Annotated in this window: 20 protein-coding genes and 1 other annotated feature; of the genes, 18 read left to right on the plus strand and 2 right to left on the minus strand. The window is 48.6% G+C overall.

Annotated features, from left to right (window positions below):
• The 7 genes from E0L13_RS06015 to bcp all read left to right on the plus strand — a co-directional run.
• Positions 1-635: O-antigen ligase family protein (locus tag E0L13_RS06015; RefSeq protein ID WP_168061014.1), on the plus strand; the 635-nt coding region annotated here is incomplete at its 5' end.
• Between the two features lie 11 nt (positions 636-646).
• Positions 647-1,333: a glycosyltransferase gene (locus tag E0L13_RS06020; protein WP_168061016.1), complete on the plus strand. Its 687-nt coding sequence runs from the start codon at positions 647-649 to the stop codon at positions 1,331-1,333.
• Between the two features lie 278 nt (positions 1,334-1,611).
• Positions 1,612-2,601, plus strand: coding sequence for a glycosyltransferase family 8 protein (locus tag E0L13_RS06025; protein WP_168061018.1), 990 nt, complete (start codon positions 1,612-1,614; stop codon positions 2,599-2,601).
• Between the two features lie 18 nt (positions 2,602-2,619).
• Positions 2,620-3,786, plus strand: coding sequence for a nucleotide sugar dehydrogenase (locus E0L13_RS06030; protein ID WP_095629494.1), 1,167 nt, complete (start codon positions 2,620-2,622; stop codon positions 3,784-3,786).
• Between the two features lie 15 nt (positions 3,787-3,801).
• Entirely contained in the window at positions 3,802-4,806 is a 1,005-nt protein-coding gene (locus tag E0L13_RS06035; RefSeq protein ID WP_095629495.1) for an NAD-dependent epimerase, read from the plus strand.
• Between the two features lie 97 nt (positions 4,807-4,903).
• The gene (locus E0L13_RS06040) at positions 4,904-6,934 is read left to right on the plus strand and encodes an LTA synthase family protein (protein WP_168061020.1); all 2,031 of its coding nucleotides are present in this window, start codon (positions 4,904-4,906) and stop codon (positions 6,932-6,934) included.
• Positions 6,935-6,958: 24 nt separating this feature from the next.
• The gene (gene bcp / locus E0L13_RS06045; RefSeq protein ID WP_168061022.1) at positions 6,959-7,414 is read left to right on the plus strand and encodes a thioredoxin-dependent thiol peroxidase; all 456 of its coding nucleotides are present in this window, start codon (positions 6,959-6,961) and stop codon (positions 7,412-7,414) included.
• Positions 7,415-7,465: 51 nt separating this feature from the next.
• On the opposite strand, the gene lgt is transcribed toward bcp, so the two are convergent.
• Positions 7,466-8,263 (minus strand): prolipoprotein diacylglyceryl transferase, encoded by a 798-nt coding sequence (lgt, locus tag E0L13_RS06050; RefSeq protein ID WP_168061024.1) that lies wholly within the window; start codon positions 8,261-8,263, stop codon positions 7,466-7,468.
• Between the two features lie 141 nt (positions 8,264-8,404).
• On the opposite strand from lgt, the gene E0L13_RS06055 reads away from it, so the two are divergent.
• The 10 genes from E0L13_RS06055 (at position 8,405) to E0L13_RS06100 (ending at position 22,447) form a co-directional block, all read left to right on the plus strand.
• The gene (locus E0L13_RS06055) at positions 8,405-10,081 is read left to right on the plus strand and encodes a glycosyl hydrolase family 18 protein (protein WP_168061027.1); all 1,677 of its coding nucleotides are present in this window, start codon (positions 8,405-8,407) and stop codon (positions 10,079-10,081) included.
• 84 nt (positions 10,082-10,165) lie between these two features.
• Positions 10,166-12,643 (plus strand): leucine--tRNA ligase, encoded by a 2,478-nt coding sequence (gene leuS / locus E0L13_RS06060; RefSeq protein ID WP_168061029.1) that lies wholly within the window; start codon positions 10,166-10,168, stop codon positions 12,641-12,643.
• A gap of 73 nt (positions 12,644-12,716) precedes the next feature.
• Positions 12,717-13,331: a CoA pyrophosphatase gene (locus E0L13_RS06065; protein ID WP_168061031.1), complete on the plus strand. Its 615-nt coding sequence runs from the start codon at positions 12,717-12,719 to the stop codon at positions 13,329-13,331.
• 386 nt (positions 13,332-13,717) lie between these two features.
• On the plus strand, positions 13,718-14,860 hold the full coding sequence (locus tag E0L13_RS06070; RefSeq protein ID WP_107195291.1) for an acyl-CoA dehydrogenase: 1,143 nt from the start codon (positions 13,718-13,720) through the stop codon (positions 14,858-14,860).
• A gap of 88 nt (positions 14,861-14,948) precedes the next feature.
• Positions 14,949-15,752: an electron transfer flavoprotein subunit beta/FixA family protein gene (locus tag E0L13_RS06075; protein WP_087477537.1), complete on the plus strand. Its 804-nt coding sequence runs from the start codon at positions 14,949-14,951 to the stop codon at positions 15,750-15,752.
• A 22-nt stretch (positions 15,753-15,774) separates the two neighbouring features.
• The gene (locus tag E0L13_RS06080) at positions 15,775-16,794 is read left to right on the plus strand and encodes an electron transfer flavoprotein subunit alpha/FixB family protein (RefSeq protein WP_107195290.1); all 1,020 of its coding nucleotides are present in this window, start codon (positions 15,775-15,777) and stop codon (positions 16,792-16,794) included.
• Between the two features lie 157 nt (positions 16,795-16,951).
• Positions 16,952-17,169 (plus strand) — a binding site (T-box leader).
• Between the two features lie 33 nt (positions 17,170-17,202).
• On the plus strand, positions 17,203-19,110 hold the full coding sequence (thrS, locus tag E0L13_RS06085) for a threonine--tRNA ligase (protein ID WP_107195289.1): 1,908 nt from the start codon (positions 17,203-17,205) through the stop codon (positions 19,108-19,110).
• 236 nt (positions 19,111-19,346) lie between these two features.
• Entirely contained in the window at positions 19,347-20,681 is a 1,335-nt protein-coding gene (locus E0L13_RS06090) for an S-layer homology domain-containing protein (RefSeq protein ID WP_346766165.1), read from the plus strand.
• Positions 20,682-20,792: 111 nt separating this feature from the next.
• Positions 20,793-21,662 (plus strand): ribosome biogenesis GTPase YlqF, encoded by an 870-nt coding sequence (gene ylqF, locus E0L13_RS06095; protein WP_154877385.1) that lies wholly within the window; start codon positions 20,793-20,795, stop codon positions 21,660-21,662.
• Positions 21,659-22,447, plus strand: coding sequence for a ribonuclease HII (locus E0L13_RS06100; protein ID WP_107195287.1), 789 nt, complete (start codon positions 21,659-21,661; stop codon positions 22,445-22,447). The genes ylqF and E0L13_RS06100 overlap by 4 nt, the downstream gene beginning before the upstream one ends.
• 95 nt (positions 22,448-22,542) lie before the next feature.
• Here E0L13_RS06100 and E0L13_RS06105 read toward each other — a convergent pair whose 3' ends face one another.
• The gene (locus E0L13_RS06105) at positions 22,543-23,496 is read right to left on the minus strand and encodes a magnesium transporter CorA family protein (protein ID WP_087477532.1); all 954 of its coding nucleotides are present in this window, start codon (positions 23,494-23,496) and stop codon (positions 22,543-22,545) included.
• Between the two features lie 304 nt (positions 23,497-23,800).
• Here E0L13_RS06105 and E0L13_RS06110 point away from each other — a divergent pair, with 304 nt between their 5' ends.
• Positions 23,801-24,487, plus strand: coding sequence for a DUF554 domain-containing protein (locus tag E0L13_RS06110; protein WP_087477531.1), 687 nt, complete (start codon positions 23,801-23,803; stop codon positions 24,485-24,487).
• Positions 24,488-24,491: the final 4 nt, after the last annotated feature.

Genomic DNA, 24,491 nt, shown 5'->3' on the forward strand with positions numbered 1-24,491 from the left:
CTCGTGGTGGAATTGCAGGATTTTTGTTTGGCGCAGCGGTATTGATTATCTTAAATATATTACTTAATAAAAAATATGTAGTATCAAAAATAAAAATTCTTTTTGCTTGTTGTATCCTTTGTTTTGTCGCAACTGGTTTGATTGTAGTTATGACGCAGCACTATCAGAGAGGTTATGACTATGAACGAGTATTATTGGTTCAGTCATCCTATAAGATGTGGAATGATCATAAACTTTATGGTGTAGGATATAGTCGTTGGCAAAAGGAATATAAAGAAAAATATATCTCACCCGAAGCGAAAGAGCCGGATTTACCGATGCCGCATAATACTTTTGCAGAATATTTCTCCACCACAGGAGTCATAGGGGGCTTAGGATATAGTATTTTTGTATTTGGCAGTATTATTATTTTGATAAAAAAAATGAAGGAAGATATAACCAATCCATATATACAAGCTTTGTTGTGGGTAAGTATTTCTATATTAGCGCATGGACTGGTGGATGCAGGACTTAGAAATAAATTTGTTGCACGGTTATATTTCGGTTTTTGGGGAATTACATTAGCTTCAGTATATAACTGGACATATTGGAAAAGTCAATTTTTTCAGTGCAAGGAAATGATAATAAAGAAATGAGATGATCGTGAATGAAGCGGGAGCCGCTTTTATCAGTAATTGTTCCAGCGTTTAATGTGGAACCATTTTTAGATAAGTGTCTCAATTCAGTTATATCGCAGACATATAAAAACTTAGAGATTTTAGTTGTTGATGACGGCTCTACCGATGGAAGTGGAAAAATCTGCGATGAATATGCTGAAAAGGATAGTCGTGTTAAAGTTATACATCAGAAGAATAAAGGCCTTAGCGGAGCAAGAAATATCGGTACAGAAATGGCCAAAGGAGAATATATTGCGTATGTTGATGGAGATGATTGGCTAGATGTCCATATGTATGAAATATTGATAACGCAGGCTCTTCAATATAATTTAGATATTTCTAGATGTTGTGCAATTTCTTCTTATGGCTTAGCTGACAGGAGTGGAGATCATCTTATTACTGCTGAAAAAGGTCATGCAGATATCTTGTTTCAAGGAGAGGATGTTTTTGCCCTTTACTTTAATGAATTTTTGTGCAAAGTTGTATGGAATGCTATTTATAAAAAAGAAATTGTGAAAGGGATAATTTCACCTGAAAGATGCCATTCTCAAGACAATTATGTTTCGGGCATGTATTTATATAGATGTAAACGACTGATGCTTTCTAGCAAGCCATTATATTATTATCGAGAAAATCCGAATGGGACGACAAGCCCCTCAAAATTTGCGACGCTTTGATATATGTATTTGTACTGCACAACTTATCCATGATTTAAAATCAGAAGGATTATGTAATGACATTTTGCTTATACAGTTATATCAAAAATTAGCACGAGAATTGTTTCATTTTTTGCGCGATGAGAATGAAAAATATAAGGTGAGAAGTATAAAAAGAAGTTTGTATCGTTTTATTATCCAGTATCTGAGTTTACGTAGGAAATTAGCACTTATGTATATAATTAAACAAAGACATATTGAAATTTTATAAATATTAGTATATAAAGGGAGATTTTTATATGAAAAATCAATTTACAACAGAATACTTTGAAAGAGCTCAGCTATATAAAGAAAAACAAGAATTTCAATACATGAATGAAGATGAAAAACGCGACAGAATGCATATATGTTTTAACATTAATGATCCCTTTTTTCCCCCGTTAGGCGCAGAAATTACATCTATATTAGAAGTAAATCCAGATTTAGCTTTTGATTTTTATGTATTTGTTGATAGTTATAGTGAAACCAACAAGGAAAATTTGCGTAAAACAGCTGAAAAGTATAAATGTAATATTTATCTATATGTCATGGATATGAGTATCTACCAAGATTTTCATATAAAAGTAAAACGATTTTCACGTGTGACATATATTCGTATTGTTATGCCGTGGATACTGCGTCATTATACAAACTATTATTTGTATTTAGATTCCGATATGATTTGCGTTGGTAGTTTACGGCAATTTCTGGATATAGATTTAGGGGATAAGGCTATTGGTGCATTAACCTATGATACTCCTGATCGTGTGGCATTTCTCAAGATGAAACAGAATGTATATTTTTCAGATGGGCTTATGTGGATTAATATAGAGGAATGGCTGAAGCAGAAAATTACAGAACAAGTATTTTCCTATCAAGGGGCTGATCCGCATCGGTTTAAAGGACAAACGCAGGATTTGTTGAATTTGGTTGTTGAAGGAAATATGAAGCCAATACCTAATTTATTCCATCATAAAAATAAAGATTTTTCTATTCAAGGGATTTTGATTCACTATTCAGGAAGGGATAAACCTTGGGAAATTGTATTGGATGAGGATGATGAGTTATGGCGGCATTATTTAGATATTTCATTTTGGCCGAGTATGCCTGATCCCATGCCGCCTAAGAAACCGGAGTTTTACCATAGTTTTAAAAAATTAGCCGAAGTGTATCATAAAAAAGGAAATACCATGAAGCGGCTGCAATGCTTATTTTGGTATAGCGTGCTAAAGATTCAAAATAAATTATAAAGATAGGAAGTTGGTTGTATGAAAATAGCAATTGCCGGGACTGGATATGTTGGCCTTTCCAATGCCCTTTTGTTGGCTCAGCATAATGAGGTCGTTGCATTAGATATTGTGCCGGAAAAGGTAACAATGATGAATAAAGGAAGGTCGCCTATTGTTGATGCAGATATTATTGCTTTTTTACAGCGTGATGACCTGCATTTTAAGGCGACTTTAGATGCTAAAGAAGCTTTTGCAGATGCTGATTTTGTCATTATTTCTACGCCGACAAATTATGATACGGATAGAAATTTCTTTGATACATCGTCTGTAGAGACGGTAATTGAAGAAGTGCTGGACATTAATCCTCAGGCGGTGATGGTCATCAAATCTACTGTCCCTGTGGGATATACGGAAAGCGTTAAAAAGAAGTACCATACGGATAATATCATGTTTTCGCCGGAATTTCTCCGCGAAGGAAAGGCTTTGTATGACAACCTTCATCCGTCGCGCATCGTCGTCGGTGAGGATTCGGAACGGGCCCGCGTATTTGCCAATCTTTTGGCTGAAGGAGCAGTAAAGAAAGATATTCCCATGTTGTTTACGGGTTCTACGGAAGCCGAGGCGATTAAATTATTTGCCAATACGTATTTGGCCCTGCGCGTAGCGTACTTCAATGAGCTTGATTCGTATGCCGAAATGCGGGGCCTCCATACGGAGCAGATTATCCGCGGCGTATGTCTCGACCCGCGTATCGGCGATTTCTACAACAATCCGTCTTTTGGTTACGGTGGTTATTGCCTGCCGAAGGATACGAAACAGCTGCTGGCGAATTACAGCGACGTACCGCAGAATTTGATTTCCGCCATCGTAGCGGCTAACCGGACGCGAAAGGATCATATTGCCGATATGATTATCGCTAAAAACCCCCGCGTCGTCGGCGTGTACCGCCTGACGATGAAGACGGCGTCCGATAATTTCCGCGCTTCGGCGATTCAAGGCGTCATGAAGCGGATCAAAGCGAAGGGGATTCCCGTCGTCGTGTATGAGCCGACGTTGGATGCGGATGACTTTTTCCGTTCGCCCGTCGTCAAGGATTTGCGTGCTTTCAAGGACATGTGCGACGTCATCGTGACCAACCGCTGGTCCGACGAGCTGGCCGACGTGAAGGATAAGGTGTATACGCGGGATTTATTTGACCGCGATTAGATGGAGGAATATATTATGGCTGCATATCAGGCGTTTGACATAACTAAAAAGGTGCTTATTACGGGAGCCGCCGGGTTTATCGGCTTTCATTTGGCGAAGCGGCTGCTGGAAATGGGCGCCGTCGTACTGGGATTTGACAATATGAACGACTATTACGACGTGTCGCTGAAAGAAAACCGGTTGGGCGTGTTACGTGCATTTTCTAATTTTTCCTTTATCAAGGGCGATTTAGCGGACGAACAGGCTGTAACCACTGCGTTTAAATCGTTTCAGCCCGATATCGTTGTGAACTTGGCGGCCCAAGCCGGTGTGCGGTACAGCCTCGACAACCCGCGGGCGTATATTGATTCGAACATCGTCGGCTTCTTTAATATATTGGAAGCATGCCGTCAGTATCCCGTGCAGCATCTGCTGTTTGCTTCCAGCTCGTCCGTATACGGCAATCAGGAAAAAACGCCCTTTTCGACGACGGACAACGTAGACCATCCCATCAGCTTATATGCGGCGACGAAGAAATCGAACGAACTCATGGCGTATACGTACAGCCATTTATACGGCATCCCGGCGACAGGGCTGCGGTTCTTTACCGTATACGGCCCGTATGGCCGGCCCGATATGGCTTACTTTAAATTTGCCAACATGATGTATCGAAACGAGCCGATCAAGATTTACAATCACGGCGATATGTACCGCGATTTTACCTATGTAGACGATATCGTCGAAGGCATTGAGCACATGCTGTGCAATCCGCCGAAAGAAAATAAAGCCGGCGACAAATATAAGGTATATAATATTGGCAACAACAAGCCAGAACGGCTCATGCATTTTATCGAAGTATTGGAACAGGCTCTTGGCAAGACGGCGGAAAAAGAGTATCTGCCGATGCAGCCCGGCGATGTGTACCAGACCTACGCTGACGTAAGCGAATTGGAACAAGATTTTGATTTCAAGCCCAACACGAGTATTGAAGAGGGATTGGGAAAATTTGCTGCGTGGTATAAGGACCATTATAGAATGTGATGTCAGAGGCAACTAATGTTTTGTTAGTTGCCTCTGTTCGTGCTATAATACTGTTTTGAAAAGAGGATGTAACTATATCTGTGAAAAGAGGCATAACATGTTTGAGTATTTCTTTTTAGGAATTCAGCAAGATATCAAGTTAGCAGTTTTAGCACCTGTCGTATGCGCTTTATTTCGTTTGGCATTTATTGGCGTGTATCGGCCTAAAAAGAGATTGGCCCACGACGCAAAAAGGATAATCCGCTGCTTTCAGTTTGGCTTTTGGTGGGGAATGGATTTCAATGCATATGTCTTTTTGATTTCCATGATTGTAGTCAGTATTCCGGCTGCATTTGTTAGCTCCTATTATGCTGTCAGTGATGAGGTTCGTCTGGTTTTAAATACGGCATATATGGTGATCTTATATACTGCATTTATGGGAAAAATGATTTTTTATTATCATTTTCATGATATTTTTAATACATTAGTACGGTTAGGGAAAAATGCTGATAAAATGAATTTTTTAGATATTTTTTTCAATCAGAATCACGGTGTGTTTATTTTATTAGGGTATATTCCTTATACGTTATTCTGTTTTTTTGCTGCCAAAGGATTATTAGCGCTGCCAAGTTTTACATATCCTGTTTTTTCACAAACTGTTTATCAATATGGCTTTAATGTTTTGGTTTTTATTAGCTGCATCGTATTATTTTATTTTTTTCGTTTTGGGGGAACGTTATCGCATCGTAATAAACCGGAAAGAGATACCATCCCGGATATTGTCAAAGAAGATGACTTTTTAGCTAAAGCAGTTGTCGACGATTTAATTGCCTTGGAAATTGTTTTTAAACATCCGGTGCAAAGTGTTTTGACACATGATGACGACACATCGAAGAAGATTTTTTATCCAGTATATCCTGAAATGTTAAATAGTGGCTTAACTTTTGAAGTTTTTAAGAAAATAGCCCAGGGGCCGCGAATTACCAAGCCGTCACGCATTTTTTTTGTAGTTGGAGAAAGTTACACGCAATCTGTCTTGGACGAAATTTTCTCTGTATTACATATAACAGATAGAGGAAAAGCGTTTAGAAATAATGAGCATACTTTTACAGTAGATAACTTTTTACCAGCTGGGTTAGTTTCACAGCCGGCGGTTACGAGTCTCATGGCAGGTATTTACGATTGCCAATTAGAAATGAATGAAACAAATGAATTTTGGCATAATAGTCTTAGGACATCGTTGCCGTTGCAATTAAAAAAGTTAGGATATCATACTGTTTTATGGTATGGGGGGCGTTTGTCTTGGGCTAGTATTGGCAATTTTGCAAAGGCTATTGGTTTTGATGAAGTTCATGGCGGGCCGGATATTTGTGCGAAAGGTTCTCCTTCGACATGGCTAGGGGTTTATGATCACTTATTTTTAGAAGAAGCGGCTAGACGAATTAAAGCTGATAAGATATCCCAGCCTACCTTTCATTTTGTATATACTACGTCAAATCATGGGCCGTATACGATTCCTATCAAGGAATATGGATGGGATCCTGACAAAATAATGCCTGATGCGCCGGAATCACTGCGCCGGAATAAAGCGACGATGGATAATATGGGAACTTATTGGTATGCGGATAAATCAATGTTTTCTTTCATTGAAGAAATGCAGAAAAACTATGAAGACAGCCTCATTATTGCAACGGGCGATCATGCGCATCGCGTATATAATTATGACGGCAGCATTATAAATCGGACAACGGAAACGTTAAGGGAAAAATTTGCTACGTCCTTTGCCATGTATCATCGAGAATTTACTCCAGATATGTTTGCTAATAATACGATTGGCGGACATATGAATATATTGCCGACTATTTTTGAAGCGATTGCGCCGAAAGGGTTTGAATACTATTCGCTCATGAACTCTTTTTTTAAACCGATTGATCGAGTTGTGACTCCGACGCATTGGATGACAAAAGATAGAATAGGCGATTATAGAGAACAAGTCTCTCAACAATTAATTGTTACTGGCGATGAGGTGCCTGTTGAACATGACAGCGTACAATTTAAGAAGGAAAGAGATGCCTATTGTGAAATAACGGGTTGGATTTTGCGCCATCCGGAATTGTTGGAACCTGTGGAAAAGCTTTTAAAATCTTAAAAACAATCATAAGGAGGCAGGAATATGTTAGAAGTAGGGACGAAAGCGCCGGCGTTTACCTTGCCGGATCAGAATGGTACTATGGTATCGTTGAGCGATTTTGCCGGGAAGAAGGTCGTGCTGTATTTTTACCCTAAGGACAACACGTCGGGATGCACGAAGCAGGCCTGCGGTTTTGCCGAATTGTACCCCCAGTTTGAGGAAAAGGGAGCTGTCGTACTGGGCGTCAGCAAGGACAGCGTGGCATCGCATAAGAAGTTTGAGGAAACCTACGGCCTGCCCTTTACGCTGCTGTCCGACCCGGAGCTGACGGTGATTCAGGCTTACGACGTGTGGGTGGAAAAGAGCATGTACGGCCGTAAGTACATGGGTATCGAGCGCTCGACCTATTTAATTGACGAAGACGGAGTCATCGTCAAAGCCTTCGGTAAGGTACGGCCTGGCGACAATCCGAAAAAGATGCTGAAAGAAATAGAGTAATGCAAAAGGAAGCCGGCTGCGGGATGCAGACCGGCTTTTCCTATGCGCATATTATGAGTTTTGGATGCTGTCTTTGGTGTCTGTTGTGCCTTTCCACTGGAGAAGCACGAAGATGATGAAGGCGGCAGCAAAGGCAACGACGCTGGTCAGCTGGGCCGATTTGAGGCCCAGAGTCAGGCTGACGTAGTCGCCGCGCAGAAATTCCAGAAAGAACCGTTCCGCCGCATAAAGCATGACGTACAGGCAGAAGACCTGTCCTTTTTTATGGGGAAAACAGCTGTAGAACAATAAGACGATGAATACGAGGACGTCAAGCTGGCCTTCCCAGACTTCTGCCGGCCATAGGGGCTGGCTGCCGTAGGTTCGATAGGCCAGGGTCGTTTCGGGATAGACAATGCCGAAATTTCCGCCTGTGGGATGACCGAAGGCATCGCCGTTCATGAGGTTGGCCATGCGGCCGACGGACTGGCCGAGAATGATGGCCGGTGCGATGAGGTCGGCAAAAGCCCAGGTGTCGATGTCGTGGCGGCGCGTGTACCAGTAGCCGGCGACAGCTCCGAATACCAGGCCGCCCTGGATAGCCATGCCGCCCTGCCAGACGAAGGGGATTTCCAACAGGTGGTTGTGATAATAGGCCCAGTCGAAGAAGAAGACGTCCCAAAGGCGGCCGCCGACGATGCCGGCTAGGCCGCAGCAGAGGGTAAAGTCGAATATGTGGACGTGCCAGCCCCGGCCATCCCGCTTCGTGATGTAGTAGGCTGTAATACCGGCGGAGACGATGCCGAGCATAAATAACAATCCGTAGGCCCGGATTGGGAAATCGCCGATAAAAAAGAGATATTGATGCAATAGAATAGCCTCCTTTGATGTTTTATACTTTCTCTTTATGGTATAATAGCCATGCAGTATACCTAGAGAGGAAAATTGCATTTTTTTCATTATACCTGATTTCAGAGAAATTTCCACCTGTTTTGCAAAAGGAGGGTGTCTATGAAACATACATCGCGGCTGCGGACGCTGTGCCTGGCGTCGCTGCTCGCCGTGTCTCTTCAAGTTGTCGTGGCGGCGTCCGGCGGAGAGGCCGTATCGGAACAAGCCGTGCCGGACCGCGGGCCGTGGGCTGCCATTCCGCGGGCAGCCATACCGGCAGCGGCGGAACATCCGGCGTCTATGGCGATTCGGGAAGAAGAAGGCCGCTGGCTCGTATCGGAAAAAGCTTTGCAGGAGTATGGCCTGTACAAGGCCGATGCCAAGAAGGGGACGTATTGGCTGCGACTGCCGCCGGCAAAGGATGGATCCGTCTTATGGAAGGATATGCAGGCGGCGCTGCGCCTGCCTGCGCGGCAAAGTGACGGCGAAACGAGTCTGAATATACGCCGTATTTACCGCACGATGGGCCTTTCCCTGACGTGGGAAGAGGGGAAGCGGGAGTTGATGCGGCCCGTGTCTCCGACTCGTATCGCTCCGGCGCTGCGTTCCTTGGAGGACAGCAATAGAACGGCGGTGTCTACTAACGCTGATACCAAAAAAGAGAAGAAAAAGAACAAGAAGAACCGGAAGAAGAAGGAACGAAAGATGGGATTGGTCTTGTTTTGGGATCCTCTCATGCAGGGAGATGAAAACCTGCCGTCCCTGGATACGGCGCAGCCTGTCATGTCGCCCTGCGCGTTCCGACTGACCGATCAGGGCGTAGCGCTGCGGCACGATGATTTCGCCATGCTGGCTGACGCCTATGCTGCGAAGGGCTACGCCATGTGGCCCCTCATCGACAATAACTTCGACCCGGCCCTGACCCATGCCGTATTGAGCGACGACAAGCTTCAGGACACGATGATTAAAGAACTGATAGGCTATGCGCTGCTGTACGATTTCAAGGGCTATAATATTGATTTTGAAAACATCAACTATGCCGACAAAGACAGGCTGACGGCTTTTGTAGGGCGTTTAAGCCGGGCCTGCCGGGCTTACGGTCTGAAATTGTCCATGGATGTGACGCCCATATCGAACAGTATGAACTGGTCCCGCGTGTACGACCGGGCGGCGCTGGCGCCTCATCTTGATTACCTGATGATTATGGCCTATGACCAGTTTGGCCGCACGAGCTCCGTAGCCGGCCCCGTAGCATCGTATCCCTGGGTAGAAAAGGCTGTGCAGAACGTGACGGCTATCGTGCCGGCGGAAAAGGTCGTCCTGGGCATGCCGCTGTACATGCGCCTGTGGTATGAAACGACGGAAGAACAGGACTTGCCTCTGGATATCAATGAATGGCCGCCTGTTGCCGGGACGGAGGGAGCGGCTGAGAAGAACGCTGCGGCAGAGGTTTTGGCGCCGCAAAGGAAGAACGAGGCGAAGGGCAAGACGGCCGTTTCCAAAGAGGCGAAGCCGAAGAAGCCGGTGCTGCTGGTACGGACGCTGCCCATGTCGGCCAGCGGGCTACTGCTTGAAAAATACAAGGACTACGTTACGTGGAACGACGAACTGGGCCTGTACTACATGGATTTGCCCTTGACGACGGGCCGGGTCCAGGTATGGTTTGAAGATGAAAAGTCCTTGACGGAAAAAGCTAAATTAATTACGAAATACAACCTCGGCGGCGCAAGTTTTTGGAGAAAAGGCTTCGAAGCGCCCCATTTTTGGCAGAGTTTTGCTCCGCAAGAATTGACTTGACGGCACGGGAACACTATAATAAGAAGAAGACCCTGCAGCAGCGCGGCACCGCCCACTGTACGCAGCGATAGGAGGCATAAGTAATTGGAAAAATATATTCCCCAAGAAATAGAAAAGAAATGGCAGCATAAATGGCTGGAAGACAAGACAGACCGTTGCCCCGACGACAACGGCAAGCCGCCGTATTATGTACTGGAAATGTTTCCGTATCCTTCGGGCAACCTCCACATGGGGCATGTCCGCAACTACACGATTGGCGACGTCATTGCCCGTTACCGCCGCATGAACGGCTACAACGTCCTGCATCCCATGGGCTACGACGCATTCGGCATGCCTGCTGAAAACGCGGCTATTAAGCACGGTACGCCGCCGGCAGACTGGACGTTCAGCAATATTGAAAACATGACGCGTCAGCAGAAGGCGCTCGGTCTTTCCTATGATTGGGACCGCGAAGTAGCTACGTGTCATGAAAAATACTATAAATGGACGCAGTGGATTTTCGAGCTGCTGTACAAGCAGGGCCTGGCATACCGCAAGGAAGCCAAGGTAAACTGGTGCGAAAAGTGCAATACCGTACTGGCCAACGAACAGGTTATCGACGGTTTGTGCTGGCGCTGTGATTCGCCTGTCGTCAAAAAGGATTTGAAGCAGTGGTTCTTCAAAATCACCGACTATGCTGATCGCCTTCTCGACGATTTGAAGCTCCTGCCCGGCTGGCCGGAACGGGTTAAGACGATGCAGAAAAACTGGATTGGCCGCAGTGAAGGGGCGGAATTCTCCTTTGAAATCCCGGAAATCGGCAAGTCCATTCCCATGTTCTCTACCCGTGTCGATACGATTTTCGGCGTCACGTATATCGTGCTGGCTCCGGAACACCCCTATGTAGAGGAATTGATTAAGGGACGGGAAAATGAAACGGAACTTCGTGCGTTTATTACGCGCATGAAGAATATGAACGACATCGAACGGACGTCGAACGAGGCCGAAAAAGAAGGGATGTTTACCGGCGCTTACGCTGTCAATCCCCTGAATAACGAGCAAGTGCCGATCTGGATTGCCAACTACGTCCTGGTAGATTACGGTACAGGCGCCGTCATGGGCGTTCCTGGCCACGACCAGCGCGACTGGGAATTCGCTAAAAAATTCAACCTGCCTATCCGCTTAGTTGTACAGAATAAAGACATGAGCCTCGATTTGGATACGATGGAAGGAGCTTACCACGACCCGGGCGTTCTGGTTAACTCCGGCGAATTCAACGGCCTGACTGACGAGGAAGGCCGCAAGGCCATTACGAAATGGCTCGTCGACCACAACCTCGGCAAGGGCACGGTCAATTTCAAGCTCCGCGACTGGCTCATTTCCCGTCAGCGCTATTGGGGCGCGCCGATTCCTATCATTTACTGCCCGAAATGCGGCGAACAGCTCGTGCCGGAAGATCAGCTGCCGGTTAAACTGCCGACAGACGTCCAGTTTACGGCCGGAGCCGTATCTCCCTTGGCAACGAGCGAAGAATTTGTTCATTGCACCTGCCCGAAATGCGGCGGCCCGGCGACGAGAGAAACCGATACGATGGATACCTTCGTATGCTCGTCCTGGTATTTCCTGCGCTATGCTGACGCCCGCAACGACGAACAGGCATGGGACCCGAAGAAGGCCAACCACTGGATGAACGTAGACCAGTACATCGGCGGCATCGAACATGCGATTCTGCACCTGATGTACTCCCGCTTCTTCATGAAGGTCTTCCACGACGCCGGCCTCGTCGACAACGTAGAACCGTTTGAACGCCTGCTGACCCAGGGCATGGTCCTCATGGACGGCAGCAAGATGTCCAAGTCGAAGGGCAACGTCGTGTCGCCGGAAGAAATCCTGGCTAAGTACGGCGCAGATACGGGACGGCTGTTTATCCTGTTTGCCGCTCCGCCGGAACGTGACCTCGAATGGTCCGATCAGGGCGTAGAAGGCTCGTACCGTTTCCTCAACCGCGTATGGCGCATTGTTCACCAGTATATCGACCTGGCGAAGAATGGTGAAAGCGGCCGTGATTTGACGGAAGCAGAAAAAGCGCTGCGCCTGCAGGAACACAGGACTATCGCCAAGGTGACGGAAGACGTTAAGGGCGTAGACGGTGACTACGCGCTGAATACGGCTGTCAGCTCGATTATGGAACTGGTTAATGCCATGTATGCCTATGTCGGCGCCAATACGACGATCCGCAGCGATGTGGCCTTGGAAGTCAACACGAATCTCTTGAAGCTCCTGGCTCCCTTTACGCCGCATATTACGGAAGAATTGTGGCAGATCGCCGGCTTTGACGGCAGCGTTCATGAACAGGAATGGCCGGAAGTCGATGCCAGTGCATTGGTTGTCGATGAAATCGAACTGCCCGTCCAGATTAACGGCAAGGTTCGCGAACGCATTACCGTTCCTGCTGAAATCGGTCAGGATGAATTGAAGGAACAGGTACTGGCTATGCCGCGCGTCAAGGACTTTACAGACGGCAAAACTATTGTCAAATTCATCGTCGTACCTAAAAAAATCATCAATATCGTTGTAAAATAAGTGCAGCAATATATGAAGCATAGAGGAGGATGTCTGAACGGCATCCTCTTTTTTTACCATAAGGAGGATGGTCATGGATATGTTTGCGCCCTGGCCGGAACGGATTGTCCGGCAAAACCCCTGCATGAATACGGTGCCGTGCGCCGTGCTGGCTCCTGTCGTCTGCGTGGACGGCGAAGAACATCTGGTATTCGAGGTACGCAGCAGTAAGCTGAGCTGGCAGCCCGGAGATATCTGCTTTCCCGGCGGCGTCATAGAAAAAAGCGACAGCAGCCCGTTGGAAGCGGCCCTAAGGGAAACGCAGGAGGAATTAGGCGTCAGCCCTTCTCATATTCACGTCTGGGGGCCTCTGGATTACGTCGAGTCTCCTGTCGGCGTAAAGATATATCCCTTTGCGGCGTATATCGACACGACGGATTTCGTCATCAGCAGAGGAGAAATAGACCATATCTTTACCGTGCCGCTGGACTGGTTTGCTGCCCATGAGCCGGAAATCGCCCAGGTCGAACTGGCAACGCGGCCGGGGCCGGGGTTTCCGGCGGGACTGCCTGTATCGAACCAAGTGGGATGGAAAAAACGAAGTACCTATAATGTGATCTTCTATGCATATAAAGAATACAAAATATGGGGGATTACGGCCCAGATTCTTGACAACTTCAGGGGGATTCGTGATATAATAAACATGTAGCTTTCCTTAATTTTTGCATCAAGTATAATTTGCTATACGTAATATTAAAGGTGGAACAAATTCATCTCTGCAGGGTATCTCTGTGCTGCAGGGGGACAGAACGAAGAACGGTATACCTATTTCACAGTTGAATCATTTCGGCATTTGTCAAGGTGTTTTTTACACATTTTCACAGGTAGTCCGAAAAAGTCTGATTAAAAGTTAATAATTACAAAAAGGCATAGCTATATTCTGCCTTAGGCGGGATTTGCTATTGATTTAACATGTGAAAAGTTGTACAATTCAGGTGTAAGCACTTAAAGGTTGTGTATATGTGCCCCAAACAGTATGCACTGCACGGGAACGTTTCACTATTCACACTATTATTTAAGGAGAGTGGAAGTATCATGAATTTTAACTTGACAGACGTACAACAGGAATTTGTAAAATTGGCTAAAGACTTTGGCGAAAAGAAATTGGCCCCGACGATTACGGAACGCGACCATCAGGGTATTTTCGACCGTGCTCTCGTTGACGAAATGCTCAGCCTCGGCTTGGCTGGTGCTTATTTCGAAGAAAAATACGGCGGCGCTGAATGCGACGTATTGAGCTACATCCTGGCCGTTGAAGAATTGGCTAAATACGATGCTGGTATGTCCATCACCTTGTCCGCTCATGTATCCCTCTGCATCAACCCGATTTGGCAGTTTGGTACGGAAGAACAGAAAGAAAAATACCTGCCCGGCTTGATCGAAGGCACGAAACTCGGCGCATTCGGCTTGACAGAACCGAACGCTGGTACTGATGCTTCCGGCCAGCAGACCGTTGCTACGAAAGACGAAAACGGCGACTACATCCTGAATGGCTCCAAAGTATTCATCACGAATGCCGGCGAAGCTGACGTTTACATCGTATTCGCTATGACCGATAAATCCCAGGGCACGAAGGGCATCAGCGCCTTCATCATCGAAAAAGGCTGGGAAGGCTTCACATTCGGCAAGAAAGAAGACAAATTGGGCATCCATACTTCCCAGACGATGGAATTAGTATTCCAGAACGTAAAAGTTCCGAAAGAAAACCTCCTCGGCGGCGAAGGCAAAGGCTTCAAAGTTGCTATGATGACCTTGGACGGCGGCCGTATCGGCGTTGCTGCTCAGGCTCTCGGCATTGCAGAAGCTGCTTTGAACGATGCAGTTGAATACTCCAAACAGCGTGTTCAGTTCGGCAAACCGCTTTGCAAATTCCAGTCCGTTTCCTTCAAACTGGCTGACATGAAGATGAAGATTGAAGCTGCTCGTAACCTCGTTTACAAAGCTGCTTTCTTGAAACACGAAGGCCAGCCGTTCACGGTTGACGCTGCTATCGCTAAGAGATTCGCTTCCGACGTAGCTATGGAAGTTTCCGTTGAAGCTGTTCAGATCTTCGGCGGCTATGGCTACAGCGAAGAATATCCGGTTGCTCGTCATATGCGTGACGCTAAGATCACTCAGATCTATGAAGGCACCAACGAAGTTCAGTTGATGGTAACATCCGGCGCTTTGTTGCGGTAAGCAATTTTTAAGGTTTATGATACGGGCTTGGTCTGAAAAGACCAAGCCTGTTGAATAAAAAGATACTTTTTTTAGGAGGCAAACGTAAATGGAAATATTGGTATGTGTCAAACAAGTTCCGGACACAGCAGAAGTTAAGATTGACCCCGTAAAACATACCGTCATTCGTGCTGGTGTTCCTAACATTTTCAACCCCTTTGACCAGAACGCTTTGGAAGCAGCTTTGCAGTTGAAGGACAATCAGGGTGCAAAGGTTACTGTCCTTTCCATGGGTCCCCCGCAGGCAAAAGACGTATTGCGCGAAGCTCTGGCAATGGGCGCTGACGACGCTTATCTCCTGACAGACCGCAAAGTTGGCGGCTCTGATACATTGGCTACAGGTTATTGCCTGGCTCAGGCTGTTAAAAAAGTTGCTGAACTCAAAGGCATCGAACAGTTCGATATCATCCTTTGCGGCAAACAGGCTATCGACGGCGACACGGCTCAGGTTGGCCCGCAGATCGCTTGCGAACTCGGCATTCCTCAGATTACATATGCTGCCGAAATCAAAGTTGAAGGCACGACTGTAACGGTTAAACAGCAGAACGAAGAAGGCTACATCGTAACGGAAGCTCAGTTCCCCGTTTTGATTACAGCCGTTAAAGAATTGAACGAACCGCGCTTCCCGACCATCCGTGGTACGATGAAAGCAAAACGTCGTGAAATTCCTGAATTGTCTGCTGCTGACATCAACGCTGACGAATCTCAGATTGGTTTGAGCGGTTCTCCGACAAAAGTTCGTAAGATTTTCACACCGCCTCAGAGAACACAGGGTCTCGTTATTAACGAAGAAGACGCCCAGGTAGCAGTAGATCAGTTGATGGCTAAATTGACTGAAAACAAAATCATCTAATTTCTAAGGAGGAACAGTGAAAATGGATTTAGCAGAATACAAAGGCGTATATGTAATCGCTGAACAATTCGAAGGCAAATTACGTAACGTATCTTTCGAACTGTTGGGCCAGGGCCGTAAATTGGCTGACGGCATCGGTGACGAAGTAGGTGCGGTACTGATTGGTTATAACGTAAAACCGTTGGCACAGGAACTCATCGCTCATGGCGCTCACAAAGTATATGTATATGACGATGAAAAATTGGCTAACTACAACACAACGGCTTACTCTAAAGTTCTGTGCGACTTCTTCCATGAAGTTAAACCGAACGTATTCCTCGTAGGCGCTACGAACATCGGCCGCGATCTCGGCCCCCGCGTCGCTAACTCCCTGAAAACGGGCTTGACGGCTGACTGCACGGGTCTTTCCGTTGACGAAGACGGCAAGACGATCGTTTGGACTCGTCCGGCTTTGGGCGGCAACATCATGGCTGAAATCATTTGCCCGGATAACCGTCCGCAGATGGGTACTGTTCGTCCGAACGTATTCAAAAAACCGGAAGCTGATCCGAGCGCTACAGGCGAAGTTATCGAAATGGAAGCAAAACTTTCCGACGCTGACTTCATGACGAAATTCGTTGAACTCATTAAAATGGGCGGCGAAGGCGTTAAGATCGAAGAAGCTGACGTTATCGTTGCCGGCGGCCGCGGCATGAACGGCGCTGAACCGTTTGTTGGCGGCGGTATCCTGAAAGAATTGGCAGACGTATTGGGCGGCGCTGTCGGCGCATCCCGTGCAGCTGTTGACGCTGGCTGGATCGACGCTCTCCATCAGGTTGGCCAGACAGGTAAGACTGTTGGCCCGAAACTCTACATCGCTTGCGCTATTTCCGGTGCTATTCAGCACTTGGCAGGCATGACGGGTTCTGACTGCATCATCGCTATCAACAAAGACGAAGATGCTCCGATCTTCAAAGTTTGCGACTACGGTATCGTTGGCGACGCTTTCGAAGTAGTTCCCAAACTCACAGCAGCTATTAAAGCAGCCAAAGGTATGGCATAATACCTAGATTTCCATAAGCCTAAAAAAGGACTGTCTTCGGGCAGTCCTTTTTACGTAGCTGCAGTTCTTTAAGTTCTTAATTTGAAGTAAAAAAAGACTAAAGTTTCTTGACAAGGTACATCGTACGTCGTATAATTTACGCATACATAGAAATATGTAACAAGCCTTGAAAAGGACATGATATTTTCAGCGGCTTTATCAGAGAGGGGCATAGTTGGTGTGAGTGTCCTTAAAGCGTGAAAGTGTTACCCCCTTGGAGCTAATCGCCGGAAGTTGCAGTACGGCGGTTCGGTCGCCACGTTATAGCGTTTGAGTACATCGGTATTTTACTGATGAACTAGGGTGGAACCACGTGAGCATGCTCTCGTCCCTTGAGGACGGGAGCTTTTTTATTAAGGAGGATGTATTATGGCAGAATTAGTGTTAAAAGACGGCAGCAAAAAAGTATTTGCCGACGGCATTTCGTTGTATGATGCCGCAAAAGAGCTGAGCAACAGCTTGGCTAAGAAAGTATTGGTAGCGAAAGTCAATGGAGACGTAACGGATTTGCGGGAAACCATCGTCGACGGTTCTACCGTTGAATTCCTGACTTTTGACGCCCAGGAAGGGAAGGACACGCTCCGCCATACGGCATCCCATATCATGGCGCAGGCCGTTCAGCGTTTGTTCAAGGATGTTAAACTCGCTATCGGCCCGTCCATCGAAAACGGTTTTTACTACGATTTCGATACGGAACACCGGTTTACGCAGGAAGATTTCGCCTCCATCGAAGCAGAAATGGAAAAAATCGTCAAAGAAAATCTCGCTTTGACGAAAGAAGTCGTATCCCGCGACGAAGCGCTGAAAATGTTTAAAGACGCCGGTCAGGACTACAAGGTAGAATTGATTGAAGACCTGCCGGAGGGCGAACAGATTTCCTTATACCGCCAGGGAGATTTCGTCGATTTGTGCGCAGGACCGCACTGCGAAACGACGGGCCGGGTCAAAGCTTTTAAGCTGCTGACGGTGGCCGGTGCGTACTGGCGCGGCGATGAACATAATAAGATGCTTCAGCGTATTTACGGCACGGCTTTCGAAAAGAAAGACGACTTGGATGCATATCTGCACATGCTGGCTGAAGCGGAAAAGCGTGACCATCGTAAATTGGGCAAGCAGCTCGACTTGTTCAGCTTCCACGAAGAAGGCCCGGGCTTCCCGTTCTTCCACGCAAAAGGCATGGTTCTCCGCAAGACGCTGCTCAAATTCTGGTATGAACTGCACGATGAAGCGGAATACGACGAAATCAGCACGCCGACGATCCTGAGCCGCCACCTGTGGGAACAGTCCGGTCACTGGGATCATTACCGTGACAATATGTACTTCACGACTATCGACGACGAACCGTACGCGATTAAGCCGATGAACTGCCCCGGCGGTATCCTCGTATATAAGAGCGACGTCCATAGTTATCGTGATTTCCCCATGCGGATGGCTGAATTAGGCCTGGTTCACCGCCATGAGCTCCACGGCGCCCTCCACGGCTTGTTCCGCGTTCGCTGCTTCACCCAGGACGACGCCCACATCTTCATGCTGCCGAGCCAGATGGAAGAAGAAATTTCCGGCGTTATCGACTTGTTTGACAAGGCTTACAACGTATTCGGCTTGGAATACCGCGTCGAATTGTCCACTCGTCCGGAAGACTCCATGGGCTCCGACGAAATTTGGGAATTAGCGACGAGCACCCTGCGCAAGGTATTAGAAGACAGAAACATTCCGTACCAGGTCAACGAAGGCGACGGCGCTTTCTACGGTCCGAAGCTCGACTTCCACGTCAAGGATTCCATCGGCCGTACTTGGCAGTGCGGTACGATCCAGCTTGATATGCTCATGCCGGAACGCTTCGACATGACCTATGTCGGCGAAGACGGCCAGAAGCATCGCCCGGTCATGGTACACCGTACCTGCTTCGGCAGCATTGAACGCTTCCTGGGCATCCTCATCGAAAACTATGCCGGCGCCTTCCCCGTATGGCTCGCTCCGGTACAGATCAAATTCCTGCCCATTTCCGATAAGCATTTGGCCTATGCTTTGGAACTGCGCAAGAAATTCAAGAAGCTGGGCATCCGCGTAGAAGTAGACGAAAGCAACGAAAAGATCGGCTACAAGATTCGCAAGGCCCAGATGGAAAAGGTTCCGTACATGGCTATCATCGGCGACAAGGAAATCGAAACGAATACCTTGTCCCTCCGCGACAGAGCAAAAGGCGATCTCGGCGCAAAACCGGTCGACGAAGTCGTCGCTCATATTCAGGAACTGACGGCTACGCGCAAAGGATAATAGCATAGGATATACGTTAGGGCATGCCCGCGCAGGGCATGTCCTTTTCCTATTGCAAAACGGTTCGTCTCGCCATACTTTTTCTCATTTCATAGTTGACAAGATCGGATATATCAGGCAAAATAAGTAGCGTTGTGTCTTCATAGGGCGTACAAGCCGCGTGGCCTGCGACGGCTGGAAATGCTGCGTACGGAGTGGAGATAGAACGCACTATACGTTTGAAATGAGGGTTATACATGATGAAGAAACTAATCGCTATGGCGGCGGCCAGTATCCTGACAATGGGCATGACGAGTGCCGGGGCTGCCAATCCCTTTGTCGACGTGCCTGCCGACAGCTGGGCTTACCACTCTGTGGCGGAGCTGGCTGAGGCCGGCGTGATTCAGGGCGTAGACGGAAATTATTTTCAGGGAAACCGTTCCATTACGCGGTATGAAGCGGCTGAAATGGTCGCCAAGGCTATGGCTCATATGGACAGGGCGTCGGTGGAACAGCGGGCCGTGATTCACAAGCTGGCCGACGAGTACGCTGAAGAGCTGAACCGCCTCGGCCTTCGCGTCGCGGCTTTAGAGAACAAGGTCGGCAATGTGAAGTTTAGCGGCGACGCCCGCTTCCGCTATCGCTATCAGAATTCTGCAGGCAGCCGCGCCGGCAAGGAAAATGACAATTCCTGGGATTACCGCATCCGCCTTCGCGGACAGGCACAGCTCGACGAACGGCTGAAAGCCACCGTAAGCATTAGTTCGGATTGGCAGAGCTTCAGTGAAAACGGCGCGGTCAGCGGCGGCACGAACGACGCCTTTGCCGACGCCCTTAAAGTCGACTACGAGGCGGATTCCTTTTATCTGAGCCTCGGCCGGACGGATATATACAAGATCGGCGGCCCGCGCAGCTATGGGTACACGTACAGCGATATTTTCGACCGCGCTGAAGGGCAATACCGTACAGATGCTTTTGCTCTTACGGCGGGCTACGGCAAATTCAAAAAGGGGAATGTCATGGCCGGCAGCGTCCAAGGCGATGATTCCATCAACGGCGTAAAGACCGGCTACGGCGAAATCGAAGCTTTTTTTGGAAACGATTCGGCTGCCGGCGTATATTATAATGATTTCAATACGACTGGGAACGGAGAAGCCAACAGGGATTTTAACGCCGACTCCTTATGGGGCGCCTATGCCAGCGTCAACATCGGCTCGAAATGGAATGTATTGGCTCAGTATGAACGCACGAACTTAAACCATGATACGCAGTATACGCACGACGACGGCTCTGCCGACTTGTTCATCGGCCGCCTGATGTACGGGAAATCGAGCATGGCAATCCCGAAATCGTGGGATATCTGGACGGAATACATCGACGCAGAAGACGGTACCTGGCTCGGCGGCTTTACGACGTCGTGGCGCTTCGCCTCGCAGATGGACAATCTGACGTCATGGGGCGTCGGCGTCGACTATGTATTAGCCAAGAACGCCATGTTCAGCGTCATGCAGTCCTTCGCTACGGAAGCCAAGGCCGGCGGCATGGCTGATCCGGAAGAACAGACGCGGGCAGAATTGATTTTCGCGTTCTAAGCGGAAGAACCCGGCGCGGCGGACAAGTCGCGCGAAGACCGGCTGCCAGTTGACGGCAGGGACAGAATCTCCTACAATAGAAACGAAACACAGACAAAAGAGAGGTACGTTATGATTATCAACTGGTATCCCGGCCACATGGCGAAAGCCAGGCGGCTGATAGAAGCAAATCTGAAGGTCATCGACGTTGTCATCGAGCTCGTCGACGCCCGCATCCCCATGAGCAGCACCAACCCCATGATAGCCAGCCTCATCGGCCAGAAGCCGTCGGTCGTCGTCATGAACAAGGCCGACTTGGCCGACCCGGACATGGTCAGGGAATGGGTACAGTATTATAAGGAGCAGGGACGCATCGTGCTGCCCTTAAACAGCAAGGATGGCAAGGGAGTCAAGCAGCTCGTCGCCTTGGTGCGCAAGCTGGCCGAGCCCAAGCTGGCCCATTGGCGGGCCCGGGGGCTGAAGAACCGTTCCGTGCGGACGATGATTCTCGGCATTCCCAACGTAGGCAAGTCGACGCTCATCAACAAGCTGGCCCGGCGCAGCGCCGCCAAGACGGCCGACAAGCCGGGCGAAACGAAGGGCAAGCAGTGGGTTCACATCGGCGATCAGCTCGACCTTCTCGACACGCCGGGCGTATTGTGGCCTAAGCTGGAAAATCAGGTCAGCGCCTATCGGCTGGCCGCGACAGGGGCCATTTCCGACACGGTATTCGACATGGAAACGGTCATTACCCAGCTCATCGAAGAATTGAGCCAGTTCTACGCCGACGAATTGCTGGCGAGATTTAAGCTGGACGCGCTGGGAGCTGCGCCCTTGGAAACGATCGAAGCCATCGGCCGCAAGCGTGGCTGCATCGTATCAGGCGGCGTCGTCGACATGGAGAAGACTTATAAGCTCATTTTGAAGGAATACCGCGAAGGCAAAATCGGCTTGATTTCCCTGGACCGCTGCGGCGAAGCGTGTGGGGGCGGAGAATCATGATCGACATCGGGCAGCTAAAGACGGCTGATATTAAAGCCCTGCTGGAGCAGAATCCCGACGACGTCATGGCCCTGCTGCAGACTATGAAGGAAGACCGCCGCCTTTCCGTACAAAAATTAGCGGATACCTATATCCGCCGCAAGATGAAGGAAGAAGCCGAACGGGAACGAGTCATGCACATGTATTCCCTGGAAACGGCCTATTATAACGACGGCATATACCACGTCGCCGGCATCGACGAAGCCGGGCGGGGCCCCGTGGCCGGGCCGGTCATGGTAGCCGCCGTCATCCTGCCGCCTTACTGGGAATGTCCCGGATTAAACGACAGCAAAAAGCTGTCGGCGGCGAAACGGGACGCTTTGTATGATAAAATCATGGCTGAAGCCGTGGCCGTGTCGTGCGTTGCCAAGTCGGAGCTGGAAATCGATGCCCTCGACATTTACCACGCGACGATGCAGGGGATGTATGAAGCGGCGGCGGGCCTTGCTGTGCCGGCGGAAGCCGTCCTCATCGACGCCATGCCCTTGAAGGATCTGACGGTACCTCATCAGTCCGTCGTCCACGGCGACAGCCAGAGCGCGTCTATTGCGGCGGCTTCGATTATCGCCAAGGTGACGAGGGACCGGGTCATGATGGAATACGACGAGGCTTATCCTCAGTACGGATTTGCCGTCCATAAAGGCTATTTGACGCAGCGCCACGTCGACGCCATACGGCAGTACGGCCCCTGTCCCATCCATCGGCGCAGCTTTGAGCCGATCAAGAGCATGACGGCCGGACAATAATATACTTAAATATATGCAGACAAAAAAAGCTGGTCATCGCCGGCTGCCTGTTTCGGCAGCGGCGAGGCCAGCTTTTGCAGTGTATAGGCGGTCTGTCAGAATAAATCCTTTCGCCACAGCATGAAGACGGCGCAGAGGGCGCAGAAAAAGGCGATGGCGATGACGTATACGAAACCCATGACGTTGTTGGCGAAGGGCAGGGGGACGTTGATGCCCCAAAAACTGAAGATAATCGTCGGCACGGCCAGGATAATCGTGATGGAGGCCAGGAATTTCATGACGATGTTCAGGTTGTTGGAAATGATAGAGGCGAACGTATCGGACATGCTCATGAGGATGTTGGAATACATTTCAACCATTTCGATAGCCTGCTTGTTTTCGATGATGACGTCTTCCAGCAGGTCCTCATCTTCTTCGTACATTTTCAGCAGGTGATGGAGAGACGTGTTGCGGCGCAGGCGCATGAGACGCTCCATGACGATGCCGTTGCCCCGCAGGGCCGACGTAAAGTAGGTCAGGGACTTCTGTAATTCCAATAAGAGGAAGAATTCCTTGTTGCGCATGGAATGGCGCAGGATATCTTCGATATCGTCGGTGCGGTGGTTAATCTGCATCAGGTATTTTAGGAACAACGTGGCCGAGCGATAGAGTATCTGGAACAAGAAACGCGTTTTTTTGAAGGTATAAAACAGAGGATATTTATTTTCCGTGAACGCGCGCATGACTTCCGTTTCCTGGATGCACAGGGTGATGATGAAATCGGGCGTGATAAAGATGCCCAGCGGCAAGGTGTCGTAGCTGTCCGTTTCCAGAATAATCGGGATGTTGATGACGACGAAGATGTAGTTGTCTTCTAATTCTACGTGAGAACGTTCTTCCGTATCCAGAGCGGTCTTCAGCACGTCCGTCGGGATTTCCGTTACCATCGATACGAGCTGTAAGTCTTCCGAATCGGGATTTACGACGTCGATCCATGAGCCTTTTTCCGCAGACACCAGGGAAATATTATTTTCCAGGTGGCCGTTATTGTGTTTGTATACTTGAATCATGGCGCTTCTCCGTTTCCTCTTAGTTTAGCGGACTTTCGAATCCAAATTCTAATATAATCATAAATATCTATCAAGTCAAGGGAAAGGGGCAGATTTTAAACGAAATGAACTGTAAATTTAGGGTAAACGGGGAAATGGAAGAGGCTGGCCGTCCGCCGCGGCGAAGGCAGAGAATAGACTACACGAACAAGAGAGAATTTGTTATAATGAGTAAGTATATCTTTTTGCAAGACGCGCCGCGAGGCGAAGGAATTCGAAAGATACGTACAGAGAAGCTGCGGAAGCAGCAAAAGGGGGATATATTGTGATTGCTGTAATTATCAACGGGGCAGCGACCGCTTTGGGCGCCGTGCTGGGCGTCATATTGAAGAAGGGCGTGCCGGAGCACGTATCGAAGGCCGTCTTTTCGGCCATCGGTCTGTGCCTGGCCGTCATGGCGATTCAGGGCGCCATTCAAACGGAAAACATACTGCTCATGGTGTTGTCCATCGCCATCGGCGTGGCCGTTGGGACGGTGTTGGCTATCGAAGACCGGATGCAGTCCTTCGGCCTTTGGCTGCGGAACCGCATGAAAGCCGGCGGCGATTCGAACTTTGTCGAGGCCTTCGTCACCTTGTCGGTCATGCAGGTCGTCGGCGCGATGGCTATTTTAGGGCCTATTCAGGCAGCTCTTTTAGGAGATACGACGCTCTTATATTTGAAATCTACCATTGACGGCATATCGGCCTTTATTTTCGGAGCGTTGTACGGAGTGGGCGCCGTGCCGGTAGGCATCGTCATCATCGTATACGAGCTGGCCGTGTATGCCGCGGCGTCCCTGCTGTCGCCCCTCATGACGCCCGATGTCATCCGCGAGCTCAGCGCCGTAGGCAACGTCATGATCCTGGCTATCGCCTTGAACATGATGGGCTTGACGAAGCTCAAGGTGGCCGATTATACGCTGGGTATGGTTGTTCCTATCATATATTATAACCTTATTGTATTGTTTTAAGAAA

The sequence above is a fragment of the Megasphaera sp. SW808 genome (assembly GCF_012027795.1).
Lineage (GTDB): Bacteria > Bacillota > Negativicutes > Veillonellales > Megasphaeraceae > Megasphaera > Megasphaera stantonii.